Source organism: Thermosulfurimonas dismutans (assembly GCF_001652585.1).
In the GTDB taxonomy this organism is placed as follows: domain Bacteria; phylum Desulfobacterota; class Thermodesulfobacteria; order Thermodesulfobacteriales; family Thermodesulfobacteriaceae; genus Thermosulfurimonas; species Thermosulfurimonas dismutans.
This window is the reverse complement of record NZ_LWLG01000003.1, coordinates 43,426-66,616: the sequence shown is the minus strand read 5'-3', so window position 1 is coordinate 66,616 and position 23,191 is coordinate 43,426. Positions and strand designations below refer to the sequence as shown.

The 23,191-nt window shown below is 46.1% G+C and carries 21 protein-coding genes; 11 read left to right on the top strand and 10 right to left on the bottom strand.

Annotated elements, in window-relative coordinates; translation table 11 throughout:
* Genes TDIS_RS03890 through TDIS_RS03855 form a run of 8 tightly spaced genes read left to right on the top strand, consistent with a single transcriptional unit; the run spans position 1 to position 8,361 of the window.
* Positions 1 to 297: a ferredoxin family protein gene (locus tag TDIS_RS03890; RefSeq protein WP_068669510.1), complete on the top strand. Its 297-nt coding sequence runs from the start codon at positions 1 to 3 to the stop codon at positions 295 to 297.
* The gene (locus tag TDIS_RS03885) at positions 266 to 2,347 is read left to right on the top strand and encodes an STT3 domain-containing protein (protein ID WP_068669507.1); all 2,082 of its coding nucleotides are present in this window, start codon (positions 266 to 268) and stop codon (positions 2,345 to 2,347) included. The genes TDIS_RS03890 and TDIS_RS03885 overlap by 32 nt, the downstream gene beginning before the upstream one ends.
* Positions 2,335 to 3,009 carry a glycosyltransferase family 2 protein gene (locus tag TDIS_RS03880; protein WP_068669503.1) on the top strand — a complete coding sequence of 225 codons (675 nt, stop codon included), beginning with the start codon at positions 2,335 to 2,337 and terminating at the stop codon, positions 3,007 to 3,009. Before TDIS_RS03885 ends, TDIS_RS03880 begins: the two co-directional genes overlap by 13 nt.
* Positions 3,006 to 3,347 carry a DUF2304 domain-containing protein gene (locus tag TDIS_RS03875; protein ID WP_068669499.1) on the top strand — a complete coding sequence of 114 codons (342 nt, stop codon included), beginning with the start codon at positions 3,006 to 3,008 and terminating at the stop codon, positions 3,345 to 3,347. Before TDIS_RS03880 ends, TDIS_RS03875 begins: the two co-directional genes overlap by 4 nt.
* On the top strand, positions 3,347 to 5,269 hold the full coding sequence (gene asnB, locus TDIS_RS03870) for an asparagine synthase (glutamine-hydrolyzing) (RefSeq protein WP_068669496.1): 1,923 nt from the start codon (positions 3,347 to 3,349) through the stop codon (positions 5,267 to 5,269). Before TDIS_RS03875 ends, asnB begins: the two co-directional genes overlap by 1 nt.
* Positions 5,253 to 6,233 carry an FkbM family methyltransferase gene (locus tag TDIS_RS03865; RefSeq protein WP_084270946.1) on the top strand — a complete coding sequence of 327 codons (981 nt, stop codon included), beginning with the start codon at positions 5,253 to 5,255 and terminating at the stop codon, positions 6,231 to 6,233. The genes asnB and TDIS_RS03865 overlap by 17 nt, the downstream gene beginning before the upstream one ends.
* Positions 6,230 to 7,447: a glycosyltransferase gene (locus tag TDIS_RS03860; RefSeq protein WP_068669492.1), complete on the top strand. Its 1,218-nt coding sequence runs from the start codon at positions 6,230 to 6,232 to the stop codon at positions 7,445 to 7,447. The genes TDIS_RS03865 and TDIS_RS03860 overlap by 4 nt, the downstream gene beginning before the upstream one ends.
* Positions 7,441 to 8,361, top strand: a complete 921-nt coding sequence (locus TDIS_RS03855; RefSeq protein ID WP_068669490.1) for a sulfotransferase domain-containing protein — start codon at positions 7,441 to 7,443, stop codon at positions 8,359 to 8,361. The genes TDIS_RS03860 and TDIS_RS03855 overlap by 7 nt, the downstream gene beginning before the upstream one ends.
* On the opposite strand, the gene TDIS_RS03850 is transcribed toward TDIS_RS03855, so the two are convergent.
* Positions 8,342 to 9,862 carry a flippase gene (locus TDIS_RS03850; protein ID WP_068669488.1) on the bottom strand — a complete coding sequence of 507 codons (1,521 nt, stop codon included), beginning with the start codon at positions 9,860 to 9,862 and terminating at the stop codon, positions 8,342 to 8,344. The genes TDIS_RS03855 and TDIS_RS03850 overlap by 20 nt on opposite strands.
* Entirely contained in the window at positions 9,859 to 11,046 is a 1,188-nt protein-coding gene (locus TDIS_RS03845) for a glycosyltransferase family 4 protein (RefSeq protein ID WP_068669486.1), read from the bottom strand. The genes TDIS_RS03850 and TDIS_RS03845 overlap by 4 nt, the downstream gene beginning before the upstream one ends.
* 56 nt (positions 11,047 to 11,102) lie before the next feature.
* Between TDIS_RS03845 and TDIS_RS03840 the strand changes: the two genes are divergently transcribed.
* On the top strand, positions 11,103 to 11,444 hold the full coding sequence (locus TDIS_RS03840; RefSeq protein ID WP_068669483.1) for a cupin domain-containing protein: 342 nt from the start codon (positions 11,103 to 11,105) through the stop codon (positions 11,442 to 11,444).
* Here the strand turns inward: TDIS_RS03840 and thiL are convergent.
* Together thiL and ndk are read right to left on the bottom strand one after the other, a co-directional pair.
* Entirely contained in the window at positions 11,441 to 12,331 is an 891-nt protein-coding gene (gene thiL / locus TDIS_RS03835; RefSeq protein ID WP_161939470.1) for a thiamine-phosphate kinase, read from the bottom strand. The genes TDIS_RS03840 and thiL overlap by 4 nt on opposite strands.
* Before the next feature lie 14 nt (positions 12,332 to 12,345).
* Positions 12,346 to 12,771, bottom strand: a complete 426-nt coding sequence (gene ndk, locus TDIS_RS03830; RefSeq protein WP_068669480.1) for a nucleoside-diphosphate kinase — start codon at positions 12,769 to 12,771, stop codon at positions 12,346 to 12,348.
* Between the two features lie 98 nt (positions 12,772 to 12,869).
* On the opposite strand from ndk, the gene TDIS_RS03825 reads away from it, so the two are divergent.
* Together TDIS_RS03825 and TDIS_RS03820 are read left to right on the top strand one after the other, a co-directional pair.
* Complete coding sequence (locus TDIS_RS03825; protein WP_068669477.1) at positions 12,870 to 14,489, top strand: ATP-binding protein; 1,620 nt, start codon at positions 12,870 to 12,872, stop codon at positions 14,487 to 14,489.
* A 15-nt stretch (positions 14,490 to 14,504) separates the two neighbouring features.
* Complete coding sequence (locus TDIS_RS03820; protein WP_068669476.1) at positions 14,505 to 14,852, top strand: response regulator; 348 nt, start codon at positions 14,505 to 14,507, stop codon at positions 14,850 to 14,852.
* 60 nt (positions 14,853 to 14,912) lie between these two features.
* On the opposite strand, the gene glnA is transcribed toward TDIS_RS03820, so the two are convergent.
* The 6 genes from glnA to topA form a co-directional block, all read right to left on the bottom strand.
* On the bottom strand, positions 14,913 to 16,325 hold the full coding sequence (glnA, locus tag TDIS_RS03815) for a type I glutamate--ammonia ligase (RefSeq protein ID WP_068669474.1): 1,413 nt from the start codon (positions 16,323 to 16,325) through the stop codon (positions 14,913 to 14,915).
* Positions 16,322 to 18,730 carry a [protein-PII] uridylyltransferase family protein gene (locus TDIS_RS03810; RefSeq protein ID WP_068669472.1) on the bottom strand — a complete coding sequence of 803 codons (2,409 nt, stop codon included), beginning with the start codon at positions 18,728 to 18,730 and terminating at the stop codon, positions 16,322 to 16,324. The genes glnA and TDIS_RS03810 overlap by 4 nt, the downstream gene beginning before the upstream one ends.
* A gap of 3 nt (positions 18,731 to 18,733) precedes the next feature.
* Positions 18,734 to 19,072, bottom strand: coding sequence for a P-II family nitrogen regulator (locus tag TDIS_RS03805; protein ID WP_068669471.1), 339 nt, complete (start codon positions 19,070 to 19,072; stop codon positions 18,734 to 18,736).
* An 84-nt stretch (positions 19,073 to 19,156) separates the two neighbouring features.
* Positions 19,157 to 20,032: a J domain-containing protein gene (locus TDIS_RS03800; protein WP_068669470.1), complete on the bottom strand. Its 876-nt coding sequence runs from the start codon at positions 20,030 to 20,032 to the stop codon at positions 19,157 to 19,159.
* Positions 20,033 to 20,047: 15 nt separating this feature from the next.
* Entirely contained in the window at positions 20,048 to 20,743 is a 696-nt protein-coding gene (locus TDIS_RS03795) for a phosphorylase family protein (RefSeq protein ID WP_068669469.1), read from the bottom strand.
* A gap of 178 nt (positions 20,744 to 20,921) precedes the next feature.
* On the bottom strand, positions 20,922 to 23,141 hold the full coding sequence (gene topA, locus TDIS_RS03790; protein WP_068669468.1) for a type I DNA topoisomerase: 2,220 nt from the start codon (positions 23,139 to 23,141) through the stop codon (positions 20,922 to 20,924).
* Positions 23,142 to 23,191 lie beyond the last annotated feature (50 nt).

The window sequence follows — 23,191 nt, the reverse complement described above, 5'->3', positions numbered from 1 at the left end:
ATGAAACCGTTGCCCAAAGTAAACATTGACGACAGGATCTTTACCCTCAAGTACTATGTGGATGAAGAATACGTCCACTTAAAAATCAAAAATCCCAAAATCTGTAAGAGTTGTCTAGAGAAACCCTGTCTCTCCTTCTGTCCGGCAGGGGTTTATCGGCTTGACCGGCAGGGAGAGATCACCGTGGGTTATCAGGCCTGTGTGGAGTGTGGTTCTTGTAGGGTGGCCTGTCCTTATTTAAACATCGAGTGGGACTACCCCCGGGGTGGTTACGGCGTGGCCTACAAGTTCGGGTAATTCCAAGAGGGTCGTCGTCGCCCTCAAACTCCTCCTGGTTCTCCTGGTTATGGGCGCGGGGCTTGCCCTGCGTTTCGACGATCTACGGGTCTGGGAAAAGAGGAAAAATATCTGGTATCTTGAGGAAAATCGCCCCATTTTCACCTCCTACGACGCCTTTTACTTCGCGCGGCTTGCCCGCGACTGGCAGGAGGGCCGTTATCGGGCGGGAAAACGCGACCCCTACCGCTTCGTGCCCGACAATTACCTCACGGACAACATCACCTATCCCTTCCCGGTGCCCCTCATGAGCTTTTCCGCGGCCAAGCTCTCGGACTGGTTCGGGGTACCTCTTGAGAAGCTGGCCCTCTACTACACTCCCATAACGGCGGTGCTTTTCGTGATCCCCCTGTTTCTCTACCTTGAGAGCCTGGGCTACACTGCGGCCGGGCTTCTGGGCGGGCTTTGCGGGGTTACGGCCCTGATCTATGTGATCCGCACCAGCATCGCCCGCTTCGACACCGACTCCCTCAACCTCTTTTTCCCTTTCGCCATCGCCTGGGCTCTGGCCATGTACTTCCGCGGCCGAAGGCCGCTTCTCTGGGCAACCATAGCTTCAATTTTGCTTCTTATTTTCTTCTTCTGGTATCCCGTATCCCATCTTATGTTTGTCATGGTGTGCACTTTTATTGCGGTTCTGCTTTTCGAAAAAAAAGGCCGATTAGAAAAAAAGGACATAGTAGCCTTGATCATTCTACTTGTACCTAATATGTGGTACCTATGGAAGTCTCCCCTTAGCATGTTCAATTATTTGAAAAATCTACTGGTAAACATTGTTTCTCCCGCTCAAGAAGGATTTTTCGGGGACTTTCCCAATATTATGCAATCTATTTCAGAGCTTCAACAATCTAAAAGCATAAATCAAGTGGCTGCACTTACTCTTCATAACAGGATTCTCTTTATAATAGGGCTGTTAGGGATGTCATCCTTTTTTGTGCGTGAAAGAAAATACCTATTTTTCCTTTTGCCTTATTTTTTGATTGGACTTTTGGTATTCCGTTCCGGAAACCGGTTTGCCATGTATCTCGCCCCTTTTATAGGGATGGGCCTTGGTTTTTTGATTCACTTCCTGATCGAAAAAAGTTCACGGATCCTGAACCTTAAAGTCGCAGATTCTTTAAAAAACCTGGCTATTCTTTTGATAACCGTAATTCTGGGCGTCCTTATCTTCTGGGCTCAGAAGAACAGCCGGGCCTATGTAGCCTTACCTAAAGTAAATGCTTTTGTAGCCCGGGATATGAAGAAACTTGGTGAGATAACGCCTCCCGAGGCCTGGATATGGACTTGGTGGGATTATGGATATGCTTTTAGTTATTTTTCCAGGCGAGGAGTGTTTATTGACGGGGGCTCTCAAACCTCTCCTAAAACTTACTATGTAGCCTTGAGTTTTGCTTCCTCTTCCCCGGAAGAGGCTTATCACATTATTGCTTATCTAGCACGTGAGGGCTTAACCGGTATCAAAAAACGACTTAAAGAAGATAAACTTTCAGCTAAAGAACTCACGGAGAACATCAAACAGGGAAAATTCTATCAAAGCCTGAACCATCCCGTTTACTGGGTCTTCACCCAAGACCTCCCGCTCAAATACGGCTGGATCGGTTATTTCGGCACTTGGAATTTCGGATCTCGCAAAGGTCACTTCGGTTTTGTCTATGATCTTAATCCTTGTCGAAGAGCTTCCAAGACTGGACTTCTCTTTTGTAAAAACAGCGTATTAGACCTGAAAAAAGGAACGGTAAGGTTGGGTTCGCGTTGGTTTAATCTTTCTAAGATTCTAGTAATTTCCGGGAAGGACAAAGTTCTTCAGAAAACTTCTTTCGATTCAAGAGGTTTAATCCTTGAGGTGGTAAATTCGCGCTATGGTCAGACTTTCTATCTCGCGGACGAACGCTCCTTCAGGAGTAATTTCAACCAGATGTACATCCTTAAAAACTACGACCCTAAATTTTTCGAACTCGTACTGGACGATTTTCCCTTTATGGTAGTTTACAAAGTTAAATGGACACCATAATAATTATTCCAGCTTTTAACGAAGAAACGACAATCAAAGAAGTCATTCTTGGAATAAAGCAAATTTTAAAAGATGTGGAAATTGTAGTAATTAATGACAGAAGTACCGATGGAACTGCGAAAGAGGCTCTAAAAGCTGGAGCTACGGTTTTGGATTTACCCCTTAAACTTGGATACTGGGGGGCCCTTCAAACCGGATTTCTTTACGGTTATCGAAAAGGTTTTGAGTATTTCGTAACTATGGATGCCGACGGCCAGCATCCTCCCGAGGCAGTTTCCAAGTTACTGCCTCCCTTAAAAGAGAAAAAGGCCGAGGTAGTCATAGGTGCCTGTCTTGAAAGGGGAGGAATAGCCAAAAAGCTAGCTTGGAAGATTTTTCGGATTCTCACGGGAGTAAAAGTAAAGGATCTCACTTCGGGTTTCAGGGCTTATTCCCAAAGGGCTGTTTCCCTCTTAATCAAAGAAGATCTGGTCATCCTAGACAATGCTGATCTTGCCTCTCTGATGCTTCTTAACCATTACGGTCTTAAGATGCTCGAAGTGCCGGTAAGAATCTGTAACCGTAGAGGAGGAACTTCTAAACTTTTCTCTTCTCCTTTCAAAATCGCTCATTATCTTGCCCTTTCTCTCATTCTCTCTGTATCCAAAAGGAGGATAATATGACGGTTAACCTTTTAATAATAACCTTAGCCATCGGCACTTCTTTGGTCATATTTTTTTTGGTTAGAAAAAACCTAATTTATCTATCTTATAGCCTCTTTTGGCTTAGCATGGCTGTAATAATCTTAGTATTAGGAATCTTCCCCCAACTAAATATATGGCTAGCTTCGCGCCTGGGAGTAGAGTATTACCCTATTTTACCCGTAACTATGGCTATCCTTTTACTCTTTGTGAAAAGCTTAACTCAGGACATAGAACTTACCAAAAAAGAAAAAAAAATCAGACGTTTAATTCAGGAACTGAGCATTTTAAAGAAAAAAGAAAAAGTTGAAGATTACTAATGTGTGGCATCAATGGCATCGTGAGATTTGAGGAACGAATTGAGACAGAAGAAATTAAGTACATGAATAGAGTTATAAGACATCGGGGACCGGATGACGAAGGGATGTTTCTATGGAATTCGAATTCTTTCTCGGTAGGTCTGGGCCATGTGAGACTAGCCATCCTAGATCTTTCCGTGAGGGGCCACCAGCCCATGGGTTACAGCGTGGAGGATGACCGTGTTATTTGGGAGGAACAAGACCTCCATCGGGCCGATTTTGTCATTGTTTACAACGGGGAAGTTTACAATTACTTGGAACTTAAAGAGGAACTAGGGCTCCTTACTGAAACTGGCACTGATACTGAGGTTATTCTTAAAACTTATGCTCGGTTTGGACCTCGGTGTGTGGAGCGCTTCAATGGAATGTGGAGCTTTTGCATCCTGGATCGGCGGAAAGGCAGGCTTTTTTGCTCGAGAGACCGTCTGGGGGTCAAACCATTCTACTATTTTTGGAACGGGAAGGAATTCATCTTCTCCTCCGAGCTTAAGGGCATCCTGGCGGTAAAGCCTTTGAACAGTCTGGAAAACCTGGATTCCGAAGCCCTGGAGCTATACTTCAGTCTGGGTTTCATTCCGGCTCCCTGGAGTATTTATCGAGGGATTCAAAAGCTTGAGGCTCGCCAGAATCTCTTTCTGGATTTGGCCACTAAGAGGCTCTGGAAGAGCTATTACTGGGAACTTCCAGACTACGATCCTCTTTATGATAAGAAGGCCTTGATTGAAGAGGGAAAAGCTTTGATTCAGGATGCGGTCAGGATAAGGATGCGAAGCGATGTTCCGGTGGGGGCCTTCTTGAGTGGCGGGCTGGATAGCTCTTCGGTTGTAAGCATGATGCGGAGGTTTACCGATCTATCCAAACTTCATACCTTCTCCATAGGATTTGAAGGAAAATACGACGAAACCCCTTACATACGAGAAGGGGTTGAAGCCTTTGGGACCCGCCACCACCACTATTATTTTAAAGAGCCAGATTTCGAAAAACTATTAGAAATCTACTCTCGGGTTTACGATGAACCCTTTGGGGATTATTCGGGTTTTCCTACCTACAAAGTCTCGGAGATGGCCCGAAGACATGTGACGGTAGTTTTGAGTGGTGACGGGGGAGACGAAATATTTGGAGGATACTGGGACCACTTAAACGGTTATCGCATGGAGATCCTTTACAAACTTCCTCGATGGTTACGGAAATTGGGGGCTAAAATTCCGGCTCGTAAAAATTTAAATCCTTCGTCTAATCTGTATCTTCTGAAGGAAGCTTTTCGGCTTTCGTTGAGTCCGCCCGAGAGATTTTTTGCTGATTCTCTTCCTGAGGATGCCTATCGTCCTCCGATTTACCGGGAGTGGACCACCGAAAAACTTCGTTTTTGCCTCCCAAAAGCCGGAGGTTCTCTGGCCGAGGCCTTGCGCATTTTTGATCTCCTATACAACACCCTTCCGGACTATTTCTTGACCAAGGTTGATCGGGCCTCCATGGCTAACGCTCTTGAGGTGCGCAGCCCTTTTCTGGACTACCGCTTTGTCGAATTCAGTCAGCGCATCCCTACCTGCTGGAAGGTGGATCTCTTCAAGACCAAAAAGCTCATGCGGGAGATTATCAAGGATATTGTGCCGGAAATCATCGTTCAAAGGAGTAAACAGGGATTCATTCCTCCTATTGAAGAATGGATTTTGAGAGAGAAGTGGCTAAAAAGCTTTCTTGCTCAGGCTTTGGGTATTTTGGAAGGACTGTCATTTACATTATACAAATTTTTAAATTATCATACGTTATTTAGCAAAAAATTTGTTCTTTATCGTGTTTATTTAATCCGAACTATTTTATTCTTAGATTGGTATTTTAATTATATAGAGCATACAGGCAAAACATATGTTAATATTTTCTAATCTCTATACAATTGGTATAAAAATTTTAGATACTTATTTAAAAGTTTTGTGTTTTTTAAAAATTGGCTTACTCAAAAGAACTCTAAAAAAGAAAGGAGTCAGGTTTATTGTTCTAAGACCTAAATATTTTAATAAATTCTCTATGATATTAGATCTAAATGATGAAGGAATAACAAATGAGTTATTATTGGCTAGAATAAGAGAAGAACATAATGTGTTATTTTTTAGGAAATTCTTGGAAAATCATAAATTTGATGTAATTTTTGATATTGGAGCTAATATAGGATTTTATTGTCTCTTGGAACTCGAGAATTCACTAAGTAATATTGTTGCAGTCGAGCCTGTTCATAGAAATTTTGAATTACTTAAAGAGAATCTCTTTTTTAATAATGCTAAAGAAAATATAATAAGCAAAACTTTTTTAATTAAAAAAGCTGTTTCTTTGCGTTCCGATGAATGGGTTGAAATAAAGATCCCTAGTCAAGGTAATTGGAGTTCTTTAAAGACCTTACCTTTTTTCAAAAATTTTTACTTAGAAAAAGTTCAGACTATTAGTTTAGAGACTTTAATAAATCATTATAAAACCATTTTAAATTCTAAGAGCTTTTTAGTAAGAATGGATGTTGAAGGTTATGAATATGAACTGTTTTGCCATTTTAAAGATTTTTTCTGCAAACAAAAAAATTACGGATTGGTATTAGAGGTGCATCCACATATTATTGGAAAGAAGAACACTTTAAAGCTCTTGAATACTTTCAAAGAATTTGGAGGAAAGTTAATAAAAGTTATCTATGACTATCCTATCTTATTTTCTTTGTATTTTAAAAATAAAGTCAACCTCTTCAAAACTCTAAATCCTTTTGCCAAACAATTAGAAGAAATTAAAGATATAGACTCCTTAGCTACTTTTTTTGAACAATCCAATCGTCTTTTTTCTTTTCACATGTATTATCTTAAACCATGACTTTTCAATTCCTCATCAATTCTCTCACTACCGGAGGGGCGGAGAGGGTGGCGGCAACGCTGGTGGGAGAGCTAGCCAAAAGACACCGTATTCTTTTTTATGGACTGGAGAAGGACTGTTTTTATGATATCAGTGGAGGAGTAGCGTATCGTCCTCTCTCGAGACTTTCCTTATACACTCCCTATTGGATAAAACTCGCTATCCTGCCGTTGCTTTTTTTTAGATATTTGAATCTAACCCGAAGAAATGCCCCTGATCTTCTCCTCTCTTTCCTGGAACTGTCCAACTTTATCAACATTATGGTAGGAAAAACCCTTCGCAAGCCCGTGGTGATCTCTGTGCGAATACACCCCGGTGCGATGTATCCTAGGAGGACCCTCTATGGCATCCTCCACCGGGCCTTGATCCGATGCCTTTATCCTAAGGCTTCACGGATAGTAGTTGTCTCTGAAGGGATTAAGAGGTGTCTGGTTCGGGACTTTAAGGTGCCTTCCGAAAAGATGGAAGTGATCCCCAATCCTCATCCGCTGGAGCTCTATCGAGCCAAAGCCCGCGCTCCTTTGTCCCCGGCGGAAGAGGCCATTTTCCGAAAGGGGCCCGTTTTCATCAACATGGGACGTTTGACTTTCCAAAAGGGTCAGTGGTTTCTAATCAGGGCTTTTAGAAAGATGGTGGATGAGTGCCCAGATGCTAGGTTGGTGATTCTTGGGGATGGGGAGCTCAGAGATAAGTTGGAGGAGCTTGTTAGGAATCTTGGTCTTGAGGGGCGGGTGCATTTTTTGGGGGTTCAAAGGAATCCCTTTAAGTTTTTGGCGCGGGCGCATTGTTTTGTTTTTACCTCCCTGTGGGAGGGACTTCCGAATGTGCTCATAGAGGCGTTAGCAATAGGTGTACCAGTAATATCGGTGGACTGTCCTTCAGGACCCCGGGAGATCCTTTGCCCGGAGGTGGATATAGAAGAAAAATTAGACTATCCTTACTACGGAAGTTTTGGAATTCTCTGTTCCCCTCTCCCGCAAGAAACAATATGGGAAGGCTTGGAGGGTCGCCCCTTCTTACCACAGGAAGAAGAACTAAGCTCTTTAATGCTTGCTATTACGAAGGACAAAGGCTTGCGAACTCGCTACATGCAAGGCTTTCTGAGAAGTCAAGATTTCGAATGGCGCTCAGTTATAGACCGATGGGAAAGAGTACTTGAAAGGGCGGTATGTTAATAAAGTCTGGAGAAAAAACCTTAAAGCTTCCGGATCTCTTTATTATTGGTGCGGCTAAGTGCGGAACGACCTCTTTCTACTACTGGTTGAATCAGTCTCCGCGATTTTTTTTCCCAAACAAGTTGAAGGAGCCCCTGTTTTTTTCTCAGCCCGGAAAGCATGTGAAAAGCCTGGAAGAATATGCGCGCCTTTACGAGAAAGCAAGTAAGGAGCAAATTTTAGTGGATGCCAGTGTCATTTATTTTCATCATCCTGCCACTATTGACAATATCCGGCATGCTTACGGTAAAGCCTTCCAAGAGCTTAAGTTTATTGTAGTGCTTCGAGATCCTCTCAAACGAACCCTCTCAGAATATTTCATGGGATTGAGAGAAGGATGGGAAAAGAGGTCTCTAGAAGAGATTGTTAAGTGCTTTGAAACTGGTCATCCGGAACCGTATATTTCCCATAGTTTTTTTTGGAAACAGCTTGTTCGATGGTTAGAGAAAGTTTCGTATCAACATATTAAAATTGTAATTTTTGAAAAACTTCTTGATAAGCGATTGGTAGTTCTAAAAGATCTAGAATTATTCTTAGGTGTGTCTTTGCAAGAACTGGTAAAATTTGAAATCCCTAAATTAAATATAGGAGGAACTTTTCGCAATAAAATTTGTGAAAAAATTTACCATTTATTGTATAATCGAAAACTGATCAACCTTTCCAAAAAAGTTTTTCCGGAAACTTTGCTTTATATGTTTGATAGTTTGGCGAGAAAAATGTTATTAGATACCAATCATTCGGAAATATTTGCAGATGAAAATTCTTTAAAGGCTTTACGAAAGATACTGACTGAAGATGCTACAATCCTTGGAAAACAGTTGGGAATTTTAGATGAACTTTTGAAATATTGGCAATTTACTTTTTCGCAAGAATGATAGTAATTGCTTCTTTGGTTGCTAAGCCTAGACGTGTGCTTACAAGAATATAGATTGTTATATAGCTTATCAGTTCGATAATTGTCGAATAAGAAGTTCCTCCCAACCATTTTTTTATGATAAAAACTGGTCCCAGGCTTAAAAGCGAGATCAGAACGATTTTAAACCACTCCTTTTTTACAATATTATACTTCAAAATTGTTTTTATAAATCTGAAAACCGAGAGGTTCATAACAAAAAAACTCAGAGAGGTGGCGAGACCTGCTCCCGCGGCTCCGTACTTCGGCACTAGAAACAAATTGAGTCCTAAATTCAGAGCCGCTCCTACATAAATTGCTTTAGTAACAAGTTGAGGAGCCTCCAGGCCTTTAAGAACGGCAAAACCTATATTGTTGAGCAAAGAAAAGATCATTCCAAGAGCAAGGATTCTCAAAGGAGTTACCGCACCAAGGTAATTTTTTCCGAAGAACAGGTTTACTATTCCTTTAGAATAAAAGATAAGCAGAGTGGCTACCGGCAGAGTAAGGAGCAGAGTGTACTGAAAGACTTTGTTTAGACTCTGGATCAAAAGGTCTCGCGCTTTTCTTTCCTTTAGTTCTGAAACTATGGGAAAAAGTACCAGGCTCACCGAGGTTCCAAAGTAGTAAAGGATATTTGCTGTGGGAGTGGCCGCGTTTCTATACTCAGCCACGGCCTTAAGACCTCCAAAATAGGTAAGACATAGGCCATCGGTGTAGGTGAGAATAAAATGGCCGGCCCCGCTGGCCATGATAAAGAGTCCGTAAGGAAGAATGAGCTTGGCATGTCGGTAAAACTTTTTGGAATCAGGAATAATCCAAGAAGATGGCAATCGCGTTTTAACCTCGTGGTAGGCCCAGAATCCATACACTCCAACCAGTATCAAAGCACTTAGGGAATATGCCAGACATGGAAGGTATACATTATCTAAAAATTTGAGAAGAAGGACAGAAAAAATCAGTACCAGTAAGGTTCTTAATAACCGATAAAGACTAACCACTCCCTGACGGTGGCGGGCCTGAAAAAAAGCAACCAAAAGATCCGAAAAACTCGAAAAGGTAAAATATCCCAGCGCGAAAAGGATTAAAGCTCGTTGGGCTGTTTGACCATAGGAGGTCAATTCCCCTCTAGCGTTAAGGAAATAATGTATAATTTGAGGAGATAGTAAGATAAGAATAAAGGCTATCGTCAGAGTAGCACAGAGCTGAATAATGAGGGCAGCAAGAACCAGGGAAGGCAGATGTCTTTCCTCTTTCCGGGCAGTAAAGCGGGGGATGTAGTGTACAAGGGCCTGATCTACACCGAGGGATCTAAAAAGAGCCACCAGTAAGAAAAGATCCCACAAGGCGTAAAAAAGTCCTACTTCCACTTTGGGCAAATGATGAGCATAGAGTATCCTTACAACATAAGCCAAGGGAATCGAAAGGGCATAAGTTAAAAGGTGGTAGAATACCCCTCTAGCAGCCTTCGTATAAGTGTTCATTCCAACTCTAACCTTTCGAACTCCCTCCGGTAAAGTTCAATGGCGTTTTCCCAGCGAAATTTCTGGTAAATGAGCCGCCTGGCTTCTTTTCCCAGGTGCGACCGCTTTTCAGGCTCTTTTATCAACGCTAGTAGGCCTTTCTTGATATCTTCGGGCGAGTTGTCCTTTAGAAGAATACCGTTTACCCCGTCTCGGATGACCTCAGCGGCACCCTCATAAGGGCTGGCCACAATGCTCAACCCGCAGGCCATAGCCTGAAGGAGTGAAGCCGAAAGCCCCCCTCCCTGCGATGATGGGTGGACATAAATGTCAGAGGCTTTGATCACGCCTATAGCTTCCTCAAAGGGCAGTTTTCCTAAAAAATATATGCTCCGGTCGAGATCTTCTTCTGCCAAAGCCTTCAAGCGGGGTTCGTCCTCTCCATAGCCTACTAAAAGGAGAACGGTTTTTTCTTTGAGATCCAGAGGAAGACTTTTATAGGCAGTAATCAAATTAGCAATTCCCTTCCATTTATAAAACCGACCCACGAAGCATACTTTTATATACTGAGAAAACTTCTCCATGACCTCCAAATGTGGAGGAATCCGTTCGATTTCCTCCAATTCCAGCCCACGGTAGATAACCGGGATGGAAGCTCCGGGCAAAAAGTTTTCTTCTACGAAACGCTTTACGGCCTGGGATATGGCAATAACCCTGTCCGCTCCGCGGAAGATCATCTTACCTATTGTAAGATCATAGAAACGGGCCGCTAGGGTTTTCCAGCGGCTCTCAAGCTCCACAAAGGCACTTCCGTGCTCCACATGAATTAGCGGTAGCCTCCGCAGGCGCAACTTGGCAAAAAGAAATCCGAGAAACGAATTGAAGAAAAAACGAGTGCGGGTCATTACCATATCGAATTCCATACGATAAAGAGAAAACCATAACCGCCAGAACCTGAGGGACCAGAGTTTAGGAAAAGGATAGTTTGACACTATCTCAAAAGCCGGGTAACGATAAACCTTAACTCGCTCGTGGCGGACTTCAAACTCCGGAGCGAGAGGGATGTTAGGAGCGAAAACCGTAACCTCGAAACGGGGATCAGCTGAAAGATGTTTAGCAAACTCGTCAGTGTGGGTCTCAAGACCTCCAAGATGAGGCACATAATAACCAGGGAAAATGATAAGCTTTATAGAGGATCTTCTCATTATTTCGAATAATAGTTAGATAGCATTTTAAAACATTCTAGGGAGGTGAAGCAAGGATGGCTTACTTCTACAAGAAAGAAGATATCAAGTTTGGACCACATCCGAAGTTTGAAGGGGTGGGGTTTGCGCTTCTCATAAATCGCGAAAAAGATCCTCGTTTAAGCGTTTCCATGCTGGAAATTAAACCCGGGGTGGAAATCCCCATTCACACCCACGAAACCCAGGCGGACTCTATCTACGTCCTTTCTGGAGAGGGAGAGGCCTACCTCAACGGTAGTTGGCAGAAAATCGGCCCGGGGGACTATATTTTGATTCCCCCTGGTGAAGAACATGGAGTCAAAAACTCTGGGGATGAGCCTTTAAGGCTTTTCATCGTACATGCGCCGCCGTTATTTTAGCCCAGCTCGAAGTGATCGAAACCTTCGGGAGCGACGGGCCGTCCGTAAAGATATATTTTTTCTTTCTGGGAAATAATTTTTCCTAAACGGTAAAGGGGCCGGTCCACGCTCTCTAAGAGGAATCTCTCTTTCTCCTTGGGGACGGTGAAAATTAGGGCGTAATCTTCGCCTCCAGAGAGAGCTTCCTCCTCGGTTGCCCCTGGTGCTACCGGGACCTCCTCGATTTCGGCCCCTACTTCGCTTGTCCGGCAAAGTTTTGAAAGGTCAAGAAGCAGTCCATCAGACACATCCATCATCGCCGAAGCTAGAGCCTTTTCAGAGAGAAGCCGCCCCAAGGAGATCTCCGGTTCTGGGAAGAGATGGGCCTTCCTGAGGAATTCCGGAGGTTCCTCTCCGGAAAGGAAGTATCTCAGGGCCGCGGCCGAGGCCCCTAGGGAACGAGAAACATAAATAAGGTCCCCGGGGCTGGCCCCTTTCCTCAGGATAGGATTTTCGGTCCGACCAGAAAGAAAAAGGGCGGCCCAAAAAACGGGACTCCTTACCGTATCGCCGCCAACCAGCCTAGCCCCGAAACGTGAAAGCCCCTCGACGAGCCCACGATAAAATCCTTCTATAAAATCTCCCCTGGGAGGCTCCGGAAAGCCTAACGTAAGAAGGGCCCATTCCGGAATGCCTCCCATAGCCGCGATATCGCTTAAATTTACGGCCGCTAGCTTAAAGCCTAAGGCGTAAGGAGTAAAATAGGACCACTTAAAATGAATATCCTCGACCAGAGCGTCTACGGTATAGAGCCTGAAGGCCTGGCCCTCGGCGATTACCGCACAATCCTCATCTGCACTACTGACCAGGCCTTCTTTTTCGTAAAGGTAAGGCCTTATGCGAAGCAAAAACTCGGATTCTCTCATCTAGTACCAGAAATGAGATCTAGCTCGCTGAAAAAGAAAGCGATTTCACGGGCTGCGGATTCAGGACTATCCGAGCCATGAACGGTATTCTTTTCCTTGTCAAGCCCAAAGGTTTTTCGAATGGTGCCTTCCGCGGCCTCAGCGGGATCGGTGGCCCCCATAATTTCCCGGCAACGGGCGATAGCATTCTCGCCCTCGAGTACCATGGCCACAATGGGCCCGGAAGACATGTAATCTGTGAGACTGTCATAAAAGGGCCTTTCTTTGTGGACAATGTAAAACTGTTTGGCCTCTTCTTTGGTCAAACGGAGCATTTTCAGGGCTACGACTTTCAGGCCAGCTTTCTCGAAAAAGCGGATCACTTCTCCTATTAAATTACGTGAAACTCCATCCGGCTTAATAAGCGATAACGTGCGCTCCATCAGCTTCCTCCTTCTTAAAATTTTGGCCTTTTATTACCAGATATCCTTTCTCTTGTCATCCTAAAAATTATTTGCTAAAAGACCCCCACGGGGGGGATGTGAAAACGGATCAAAAGCGTCTCAAAGATGAGCTCTCTTTTAGAAAAAAACTCGAAGCCTGCCTTTATAACCTCGCTCGGCAGGCTAGTGAAAAATGCGTTGAAGAACTAAGTCGAGAAATCATCAAAAACCTGAAACGTCTTACCGGAAGTCCGCTTGCCCTTGTAGGAATCTGGGATGAACTCTCTCAAAGCTGGTATTTTCCAAACTTTGCAGATGCCTGCTATCGGGGTTGCAAAATAAAAAAGATAGTAAGGATTCCTTCTTTAGGAGGGGTCTTTGCCAAGGCTATAGCCGAAAAGAAGGTCTACATCAGTAATGCCCTCCTTAAAGATCCTAATCATAAAGGTCTTCCGGGGGGGCATCTTCCCATTCAAAGAATAGCTATATATCCGGTATTGAGAAACGGAAAACCTAAAGGTTTGTTAGCTATTGCTAATGCAGCCAAGCGTTACACTCGACGAGAAAAAGAGATCTTGGAAAAACTGGGGGAATTTTATGGCCTTCTTCTTGAGGCGAAGGAAAGCGAAAAAAAGAAAAGGGGAGAACAGGCCCTTCTTCGAGCTCTATCAGAAAAGGTAGGGTTCGGACTCTCTTTATGGGCCATAAACCAAAAACCTCCTCGCAAACTCTTTTCCAATAGCGATTTTGAGGTTATGTGCGAAGAATTCAAACCGACCTATTTTAATAGCCTTATTAAGACCCTTATAAAGGAAGCCCAGGATTTGTTGCCTGGCGAAAATATTTCTCGGCACTTAAAGACCGAAACCCCTCGGGAAGCGCATTTGATCTGCACTTTAAAGAAATTTGATCCTAATCTGGTAGTCATAGCAGTTCAAGACATAACCAAGGAACTAAAATTCCAAGAAGAAATAACCGAAGCCGAAAAGGCTAAAGCTATCAATATCTTGGCTGGTAACCTGGCACACAAGTTCAACAATCTCTTAAACGTGGTAATAAGCTCGCTTGAAATCCTCAGGTCCAAAAAGGGAAAAGAAACTTCCGAGATACAATTTTGGCTCCATAAAGCTGAATTTGCGGCTCAAGATCTGGCGGTTTTGGTTCGACAATTACTCCTTTATGCTCGAGGAGAAGTCCTAGGCAAAAAACTGATTGACCTTAAAAAATTTATTCCGAGAATAATAAAATTCATTAAAGCCCTACTTCCTCCCCATCTAAGACTAAGAATTCGAATAGAAGAGAATCTCCCTCTAGTAAAGATAGATCCGCTAGCCCTGGAACAGATCCTGGTCAACTTGGCAGTAAATGCCATAGAAGCTTACGGTAAAGAAGCCGGTGTCATAACCGTAAAAATTTATCTCACGGATAAACACAAACACGGTAAAAACTCAAAAAGTCCTTATAAGGCTCGATTTTGTAGTCAGAAAGAAGCCTTGCGTTGGGTAGTCCTTGAAGTCAGAGACCGAGGAAAGGGCATTCCCCCTGAATTTTTACCTAAAGTCTTGGAACCCTTTTACTCTACTAAAGGATTAGGACGAGGGCTGGGCTTGGCCGCGGTAAGAACCATGGTCTATGCCCACGAAGGTTGTATTGTCATCTCCTCAAGACCGGGAAAGGAAACCATTTTTAAAATCCTTCTGCCCGTAAACGATCATTAATTAATAGGAGGCCGTATGAATATCCTTCTGGTGGAAGATGAAGCTCTTTTGGGAGAAACCCTTAAAGAACTCCTCGAAACCTTGGGGCATCAAGTTTTTTATACCAAAGACGCCATGGAAGCCCAGGAAATCCTGAGTGCGAGAGGAATGGAGATCGATTTTGCCCTGGTGGATGTAGTGCTTCCGGGAATGTCCGGTCCTGAGCTCGTGGTATGGATTTTGGAACGCTATCCCCACATCCGCGTAGTCTGCATTACAGGTTATACCCCGCTCGTAACCGAGGAACCTTGCGGAAAGGGAGTTCCGGTCATCTTCAAACCTTTCACCATCAAAGATCTCGAACCTTACCTCAAGGTACACTAACCAAAAGGGCCCCTCCCCGGAAATCCGCAAGGAGGGGCCCTACATCCTTAGGTTATCATTTTAGATATCGAAGTAGAGGAAGAACTCGTAGGGATGCGGACGGAGACGCACCTGGTCGGCCTCGTTTTCCCGTTTGTACTTGATCCAGGTCTCAATAAGGTCTTCGGTAAAGACATCTCCCTTCATCAAGAACTCATGATCCTCCTCCAAGGCCTGAAGGGCCTCTTCTAGAGTAGCCGGGGTGGTGGGAATATTCTTGAGCTCCTCGGGAGGCAGGCTGTAAAGGTCCTTGTCCATGGGCTCTCCCGGATCAATTCGGTTTTCGATACCGTCGAGAGCAGCCATCAACATGGCGGCAAAAGCCAGGTAGCCGTTACAGGAGGGGTCCGGAGTGCGGAACTCGATCCGTTTGGCCTTGGGGCTGGCGCTATACATGGGAATACGAATAGCCGCCGAACGGTTCCGGCTGGAGTAACAGAGGTTCACCGGGGCCTCAAAACCAGGAGTAAGCCGCTTGTAGGAGTTGGTAGTGGGGTTGGTAAAGGCACAGACCGCCCGGCAGTGCTTCAGGATGCCACCGATAGCGTAAAGAGCGGTTTCAGAAAGTCCGGCATAGCGATCCCCGGCAAAAACGTTGGTGTCCCCCTTCCAGATACTCATATGGGTGTGCATACCAGAGCCGTTGTCCCCGAAAAGAGGCTTAGGCATAAAGGTTACGGTTTTACCGTGTTTGTAAGCCACGTTCTTCAAGACATACTTGAACCACATGAGATTGTCTCCCATCTTGACCAGCGGAGCAAAACGCATATCAATTTCGGCCTGACCGCCGGTAGCAACCTCGTGGTGATGACACTCGACTTCAATGCCCACCTTCTGGAGATAGAGGGTCATCTCGGTACGCAGATCCTGAGTCTTGTCAGAGGGCGGCACCGGGAAGTAGCCCTCTTTGTGTCGGGGTTTGTAACCCAGGTTGGGACACTCCTCTCGGCCTGTATTCCAGATACCCTCAATGGAGTCCACGAAATAATACGCAAAATGGGCCGCAGAGTCGTAGCGAATATCGTCAAAGATAAAGAATTCGGCCTCCGGACCAAAATAGGCCGTATCGCCAATACCGGTGCTCTTGAGGTAGGCCTCGGCCTTCTGGGCTACATAGCGCGGATCACGAGAATAAGGCTCACGAGTAATAGGATCTACTACGTTACAAATCAGAGAAAGAGTAGGCACTTCAAAAAAGGGATCTATGATGGCCGTGTTGGGATCGGGGATCACCAACATGTCGCTTTCATGAATCTCCTGCCAGCCACGAATAGAGGAACCGTCAAAACCGAACCCCTCTTCAAAGGACTCTTCGGAAAACTGCTCGATGGGCACCGTAAAGTGCTGCCAAATGCCGGGAAGGTCTAGAAACTTAAGATCAACCATACGAACACCGTTTTTCTTGGCGAATTCCATTACCTCTTTGGGTGTCATGATACAACCTCCTTTAGTTTTATTTGGAGTTTTTGAACCAGGCCTTCGACCTCCTCGGCCGAAAGCTTTTCTCCTTCTTGGGTCTGAAGATAAAAAATATCGGCCACTAGATCCTCTTTTTCAGAAAGAATAGCCTTACCAATTATAAATTTTTGTTCTGAAATGATAGAAGCTATCTCATATAGTAAACCCGGCTTATCTGGAGCATAAATTTCCAAAAGAGTATAAAAGTCAGAAGCCTCCTGGTCAATTCTAATCTCCGGAAAGGACACCAAAGGAATCTTAGGGCCCAGTCTCAAAAAGGCTTCCTTTCTCCGCTGCACAAGGTCTTCGGTATACTCCTTGCCAGCAAGGACCTTTTCAAACAGTCCCTTCCAGTTTGAAAGCTCTGCTCCTTCTACCAGAGGTTCCACCCAGAATTCGTCCACCGCTAGGCCTCCAGCCCAAGTAAAAGCCCGCGCCCTCCGGATGTCGAAACCAGAAGCGAAGAAAGTCCCTACAATATCAGAAAAAAGGCCAGTTTTATCTTTTGTTACGATAAAAACCTTAACAACTCCGTTAAGACGATGCTCCGCAAAAAGAAATAAGGCGTTCTCGGAAAGAAATCCCTGAACCAAAGAAAGTAATTCTTCGAGTTCTCCCACATCATAAATTTCGAGCTGAGGTAAAGGGATGCGATCCACTAGCTCGGGTCGAAACTTTTCATAGAGTTTGGTCCTCTTTTGAGAAAGATCCTTCAGACTCTCCCTTTCCATACGGTTTTCAAACAGCTTTTTGGCCTTTGAGAAAAGTTCTTCAAGGAGACCGGCCTTCCAGGCATTCAAAGCCCTAGGCCCGGTGGCCATAGCATCCGCAAGAGTAAGGAAGTAGAGAGCGGTAAGCCTTTCGACCCTCTCCGTCCGAAGTACCACTTCCTCAATGACCTTTTCTTCAGCTAGATCCCTTCTCAAGGCCGTGTCCATCAGCAGAAGATGCTGTTCTACCAGAAAGGCTATCTCCTTAATTTCTTCGGCTTGAAAATTAAAGCGGGAAGCTATTTTAAGAACCTTTTCGGCCCCTCGGCGGGCGTGATCAGGCTCTCCTTTGGCTAGATCGTGAAGCAGGGCTGCGAAATAAAGGATCTTCTCATTTTCGATGGACGTCCAAAGTTCCGACTTTTCTTTCTTAAGGTGGTGCAAGGCCGAGATTGTAAGAAACAAGTGTTCATCTAAGGCATACAAGTGGTAAACATCGTACTGTACCCTTCCACAAAGGTCTTTAAACTCCGGTATGAGCCGAAACAGGATAGCCGTCTCTCGCATAGTGTGCAACATGGTAAGACTATAAGGAAGGGTCAGAAGCTCAGAAAAGGCCTCCCGGAGGTCCACCAGATCCTTTTCCGACCATTTACGGCTCCGAAGATAACGCTTGAGATTGCGATCAAAGGGCCGACCTTCTCGGGCCAGAGTCTCAAAAATACGGCGAAGAAAAGGCCCGGATGGAACCGGTTGAATAAGGGTAAGACGTTTCTTTCTTTGCGAGGTAAAGAAAAGATCTTCTATTTCCTCAATAAGGTTTTCCACAGCCTCCTTGATAGTTGAAAAAGCGGTAAATAGTTTAGAGATGAAGGCTTCGGTACCGGCCCGATCACCGGATCCGAACCCCAAACGGGCCGCGATCTCAGGTTGATATTCCATAAAGAGACGATCCTCTTTGCGAGCACAAAGGATATGCAGTTCCTCCCTTACCCGTCGCAAAAATTCGGCGGCGGCCAAAATTTTCTTTTCTTCCTCCAAACTTATGAGACCGGCCTCAGTAAAATCTGAAAGTTTTTCGAAACCGAAAATGATCCTGCCTGCCCAGAGAAAAAATTGGAAGTCCCGAAGACCGCCAGGCCCATCCTTTAGGTGGGGCTCCAGAAAATAAACTTCCTCCCCTAAACGCGAAAGCCGGGCCTCCCTCAAAGCCTTTAGCCTCTCGTAGAACTCCTTTTCCCGGCCAGAAAGAAGCCCCTCAAATCCTTCCAGGAGTTCCTGGAAAAGCGCTTCTGAGCCGCAAAGAAGCCGTGCCGAAAGAAGAGAAGTGAAAAAAGTGGGATCTTCAGCCGCAAAATCCAAGGCCTCCCTGGGGGTAAAGACCCGATAGCTGACCTCGAAACGATAATCCCACAGGGGATAGACCACCTTTTCTACGAATCTTGCCAAAATGTTTTCCGAAAGCCCTTGGTGCAGAAAAAGGAGATCTACATCCGAACCCGGACAAAGAAGCCCTTCCCCATAACCCCCAAGGGCCACCAGCGAAAGATTGTCCTCCACGGTGCCCGTCTCTTTGAAAAGGGGAAGCCATAAATCTTTAACAAAACGATCCAGATATAGGCACCGCTCCCTTTGAGGACCAGAACTTTCGGAAACTACCTCCGAAAGCACTCCCTAAATGGCCTCCTCGCCTTTTTCTCCAGTACGAATACGGATGACCTCTTCCACCGGAACTACAAAAATCTTTCCATCCCCTATCTTTCCCGTCCGGGCACTCTTCAGGATAGTCTCTATCACCCTATCCACCATCTCATCTGGAACCACAATCTCGAGTTTTACTTTAGGAAGAAAATCAACCACATATTCCGCTCCCCGATAGATCTCCTGATGTCCCTTTTGCCTCCCGAAACCCTTGACCTCTGTGACTGTCATGCCCTGGATCCCAATCTCCGTAAGGGCTTCCTTAACTTCTTCCAACTTAAAAGGTTTGATTACGGCTTCGACTTTTTTCATAATCAGCCTCCTTTTATTTGCTAAATCTAAAGCAAAATGGATACCAATCCTAAAACTTCGGGGCCGCGCCCAAAATTTTTCAAATCAAGACTCAGGGAAAGACAAAAGAGAGGTTTTCTCTTCACAAATTTGTAATTTTTGTGAGGATAGCTTTACATTTGTGATAGATTTTGGGCAAAGGGGAGAAAGGCGAAGGATCAGACCTTCAAGGTAGACGCGGGAAAAATCTTCATTCCGGAAGGAAAACAGGTAGCTATTGGGTTCGAGTCTAGTTTTGAGAAAAGGGAGACAGGCTCGGCGAAAAGTCTCGGCCTTCATATATTCTTCAGCCACTAGACTTTCATTCCCAGGCCTCTTCTCTAGGAGCATCCAGGGTTCAATTTTTTCCCGGGGGACACAGCCTATCATTTTTATCCGGGAGACCTTCCTGAGAGTCTTACCTCTAGCATATTTCAGATAAAGATATCCTTCCTCATCAAACAAAAATTCCTTAAAGGGGGCTCTACGACCGAAAACCGGGAAAGGCAAATGATATTTGGTGGCAAGATCGAAGAGGTGAAGCCTCAAGTTTCGGGGCAGGGGCGAGAGGAGGTGCTCCGATTCCCTGGCTCGAGAGACAAGTTCTCCCCAAAAAGCCTCCTCCAGGATCACCTTTTCCCTGAAAAGTCTTCCGAGTTTCAGGCTTAGAGCTTCCATACGATTCCTCAAGGTCTTACGGGAAAGACGCCTAACGTAAGCCTGACGATGACGACGAAATGATTCGGGGTTTTTAGAAAGATTGAGGGCCTCAAAGGCCAAGTTCAATTCCAGGGCCTTTTCCCTAGAACCGCTCGCGAGATCCGGATGGTAAACCTGCTGAAGAGCCCGGTAGCAGGCCTTAACCAACCTGAAAAGACTCTCCTCGTCGAGCTCCTTTACGATCTTCGGAGATAAACCCAAAACTTCAAATGGATTTCGCATGTTCTTATTTTAGCCTCATTCACCTTCCAGAAAAGTCCTTAAGGGTTCAATAAGGGCTTCTCGACAGGCTCTAAGCTCTCTTGATGATACGGTTTGCCTTCCGGCCAAGGTAAGCCTATCGGAAATGAAATGACAGGCGACCACCGAAAGTTCAAGGGCCCCTCCTACGGCCAAGGCCGCCGAGGTCTCCATATCTACGGCCTCATATCGTCGGCCGTATTTTTCGAGGAAAACTTCGTCTTCTCGGTAAGGGGCATCCGTTGAAACCACAGCCCCCTCCTTAAAAGGGAGGCCCAACCGGAGGAGGTTGGCCTTAAACTTTTGAAAAAGATTCCTTTCCGGGAAAAAGACCCTTCTTCTCGGAAAATAAAGCCGAGATGTACCTTCAAGAGCCAAGGCCTTTTGGGAAAGAAAGATACTTCTGAGGGGGATCTTCGAGGTCAAGGCCCCGGCCCAACCTAAAAGGAGAATCTCCCTTACCCCCGCGGTCCGGAGATTTTCCAGAAGCATGGCCACCTGAGGAGCCCCCAGAGCAGGTCCTAAGAGGACTCCCCTTTCGTCATAAAGGACCTCCGAAAGGAATAGTCTAGTTCGGCGGGCAAATCGAAAGACCTTTCCGAAAAACCGAAAATCCGGTTCCGTAAGGACCAGGAGAGCCCTGGGGCCACAGGTAAAACCAGGCGAGGGTTTTACGAGAAATCTTTCAGCCACCTTTCTTTAAGGGCCTCTATCTCTTCCCTAAACCAAGCGGCTGGCCAGTCCCTTCCGCAGGTGAGACACCTCACCCTGGCTCCGGCTCACCGGCCGTAAAGCTCCGCCGGACCACCACATACCGGACAGATCAGGTCTTCCTGGAATCCTTCCGGAGATTCACACGGTCTATAAGATCTCATAGGATGGCCTTACAGAAGGGACAGTATTTCCGGGAATGCCGTCCTGACTTCATGGCCACAAAGGGGGCCCCGCATTCTGGACATTCCTCGGCCACCGGTTCGTCCCACAAAATAAAATCGCACTCTGGAGCCCTAAGACAGGCGTAGTAAATTTTGCCTTTTTTAGAACGCCGTTTTACGATCTCGCCATCGCAGCCTTCCTTGGGGCAAGCAATACCCGTACCCACCGGACGGGTGTAACGACACTCGGGATAACGCCCACAGGCCCAAAATTCGCCGAACCGCCCCCTTCTTAGGACCAAAGGCCCGCCGCACTCTGGACACTGACCGTTAACCTGATCTTCCTTGCGAACAAGTTTGAGGGCTCCGGTCTCGTCTCTTTCGTAATCTCCGGTCACCTTGCAATCCGGATAACGACTACAGGCCAGAAATGGCCCGGCCCGACCCACCCTTAGGAGCATCTCCGCTCCGCATTCCGGGCACTTGACTCCGCTCGGAATGCCGGCTTTCAGATCCGCCATTTCAGCCGCAGCCGAATCCAACTTCCTGGAAAAAGCTTCGTAAAAGGATCGTAAAACCTGTTCCTTTTCGGCCTTGCCCTCGGCGATCTCGTCCAGAAACTCCTCCATGCGGGCGGTGAATTCGGGCTCGATGATGTCCGGGAAAGAGGCCACCAAAAGATCGTTTACCAAAAAGCCAAGTTCCGTAGGTTTGAGACTACCCGAGACCGTCTCCACATATCCCCTTTCCTTGATGGTACTCACGATCTGGGCGTAGGTGGATGGTCGCCCGATACCCTTTTCCTCCAGGGTCCGAATAAGAGTGGCTTCGGTGTACCGGGCCGGCGGTTTAGTAAAGTGCTGTTGAGGCTCGATTTTCAAAACCTTGAGGGAAAGGCCTTCCTCAAGACGAGGAAGGCCAAATTCCTTCTCCTCCTGTAGATCATAGACGGCCAGAAAACCGGGATGCACCAGACGCCTCCCCTGGGAGATAAGAAGCCAGGAATCAGCGGTGACCTCGACCTTGGTAACCTCAAAACGTGCTGGGACCATTTGAGAAGCCAAGAACCGACGCCAGATGAGCTCATAAAGCCTATATTCGTCTGACGAGAGCACGTTCTTCAGCTTTTCCGGAGGAAGGTCAAAACGAGTAGGCCTTATGGCCTCATGGGCCTCCTGCGCGGTGCTACGGGCCTTGTATTCCGGCGGTTTGTTAGGGAGAAAATCCTTTCCAAAGGTCGAGGCAATGATCTCGCGGGCCACATTTTTGGCTTCCTCGGCCACACGCACGGAATCTGTACGCATGTAGGTGATAAGGCCCACCGGTCCCTCGCCGGGGATATCCACCCCTTCATAAAGCCTCTGGGCCAGATACATGGTCTTCTTGGCCGGAAATCGGAAACGTCTGAAGGCCTCCTGCTGAAGGGTGCTAGTAATAAAAGGAGGGGGAGGATTCCGGCGGGCTTCCTTTTTGGTCACCTTGGAAACCGAAAATCTTTCTTCCTTGGAAAGCCGGGAAAGCTCGGCCACCGCCCTTTCAGCCTCTTCCTGGTTTCGAAGTTGAACTTTCTTTCCGGCATGCTTTTCCAGCTTGGCCCTGAAAGTTTCACCTTCAGGGGTCCGAAGCTCTGCCTCGATGGTCCAGTACTCCTCTGGCCGGAAGGCCTGAATTTCCCGTTCCCTTTCACAAATAAGCCTTAGGGCTACGGACTGGACCCGACCGGCCGAAAGACCGCGTTTGACCTTTTCCCAAAGTAGCGGAGAGAGGTTATATCCCACCAGCCGATCGAGGACCCGACGAGCCTGCTGGGCTTCGTATTTGTCAGGATCAAGTTCCACCGGCTGGGAGAGAGCTTCCTTGATACCCCGGGTGGTAAGCTCATAGAAAAGCAACCGTTTGATGGGTTTCTTGAGACTTTGCAGTTCCTCAGCGATGTGCCAGGCGATGGCTTCCCCTTCCCTGTCAGGATCTGGCCCAAGGTAAATGGTTTCGGCTTGCCGGGCGAGCTTCTTGATCTCCGTAAGGACCTTCTTTTTGCCCCTTATGATCTCGTATTCGGGTTTAAAGCCGTTTTCGATCTTCACTCCGAGCCGGTTTTTGGGAAGATCCTTCACATGCCCCACCGAGGCGCAGACCTCGTAATCTCGGCCCACCACCTTTTTGATGGTCCGCACCTTGGTAGGCGATTCCACTACGATCAAGCCTTTCTTGCTCATGCTCCCTCTTTTACTCCAGAATTTGAGCCCTGCAAGGCAGGAACTTGACA

Bases quoted from the DNA above. Each gene is read 5' to 3' on its own strand.
- TDIS_RS03890 (WP_068669510.1), top strand. From the start codon at position 1: ATGAAACCGTTGCCCAAAGTAAACATTGACGACAGGATCTTTACCCTC.
- TDIS_RS03880 (WP_068669503.1), top strand. From the start codon at position 2,335: ATGGACACCATAATAATTATTCCAGCTTTTAACGAAGAAACGACAATC.
- TDIS_RS03875 (WP_068669499.1), top strand. From the start codon at position 3,006: ATGACGGTTAACCTTTTAATAATAACCTTAGCCATCGGCACTTCTTTG.
- asnB (WP_068669496.1), top strand. From the start codon at position 3,347: ATGTGTGGCATCAATGGCATCGTGAGATTTGAGGAACGAATTGAGACA.
- TDIS_RS03865 (WP_084270946.1), top strand. From the start codon at position 5,253: ATGTTAATATTTTCTAATCTCTATACAATTGGTATAAAAATTTTAGAT.
- TDIS_RS03860 (WP_068669492.1), top strand. From the start codon at position 6,230: ATGACTTTTCAATTCCTCATCAATTCTCTCACTACCGGAGGGGCGGAG.
- TDIS_RS03855 (WP_068669490.1), top strand. From the start codon at position 7,441: ATGTTAATAAAGTCTGGAGAAAAAACCTTAAAGCTTCCGGATCTCTTT.
- TDIS_RS03850 (WP_068669488.1), bottom strand. From the start codon at position 9,862: ATGAACACTTATACGAAGGCTGCTAGAGGGGTATTCTACCACCTTTTA.
- TDIS_RS03845 (WP_068669486.1), bottom strand. From the start codon at position 11,046: ATGAGAAGATCCTCTATAAAGCTTATCATTTTCCCTGGTTATTATGTG.
- TDIS_RS03840 (WP_068669483.1), top strand. From the start codon at position 11,103: ATGGCTTACTTCTACAAGAAAGAAGATATCAAGTTTGGACCACATCCG.
- ndk (WP_068669480.1), bottom strand. From the start codon at position 12,771: ATGGAGCGCACGTTATCGCTTATTAAGCCGGATGGAGTTTCACGTAAT.
- TDIS_RS03820 (WP_068669476.1), top strand. From the start codon at position 14,505: ATGAATATCCTTCTGGTGGAAGATGAAGCTCTTTTGGGAGAAACCCTT.
- glnA (WP_068669474.1), bottom strand. From the start codon at position 16,325: ATGACACCCAAAGAGGTAATGGAATTCGCCAAGAAAAACGGTGTTCGT.
- TDIS_RS03805 (WP_068669471.1), bottom strand. From the start codon at position 19,072: ATGAAAAAAGTCGAAGCCGTAATCAAACCTTTTAAGTTGGAAGAAGTT.
- TDIS_RS03800 (WP_068669470.1), bottom strand. From the start codon at position 20,032: ATGCGAAATCCATTTGAAGTTTTGGGTTTATCTCCGAAGATCGTAAAG.
- topA (WP_068669468.1), bottom strand. From the start codon at position 23,141: ATGAGCAAGAAAGGCTTGATCGTAGTGGAATCGCCTACCAAGGTGCGG.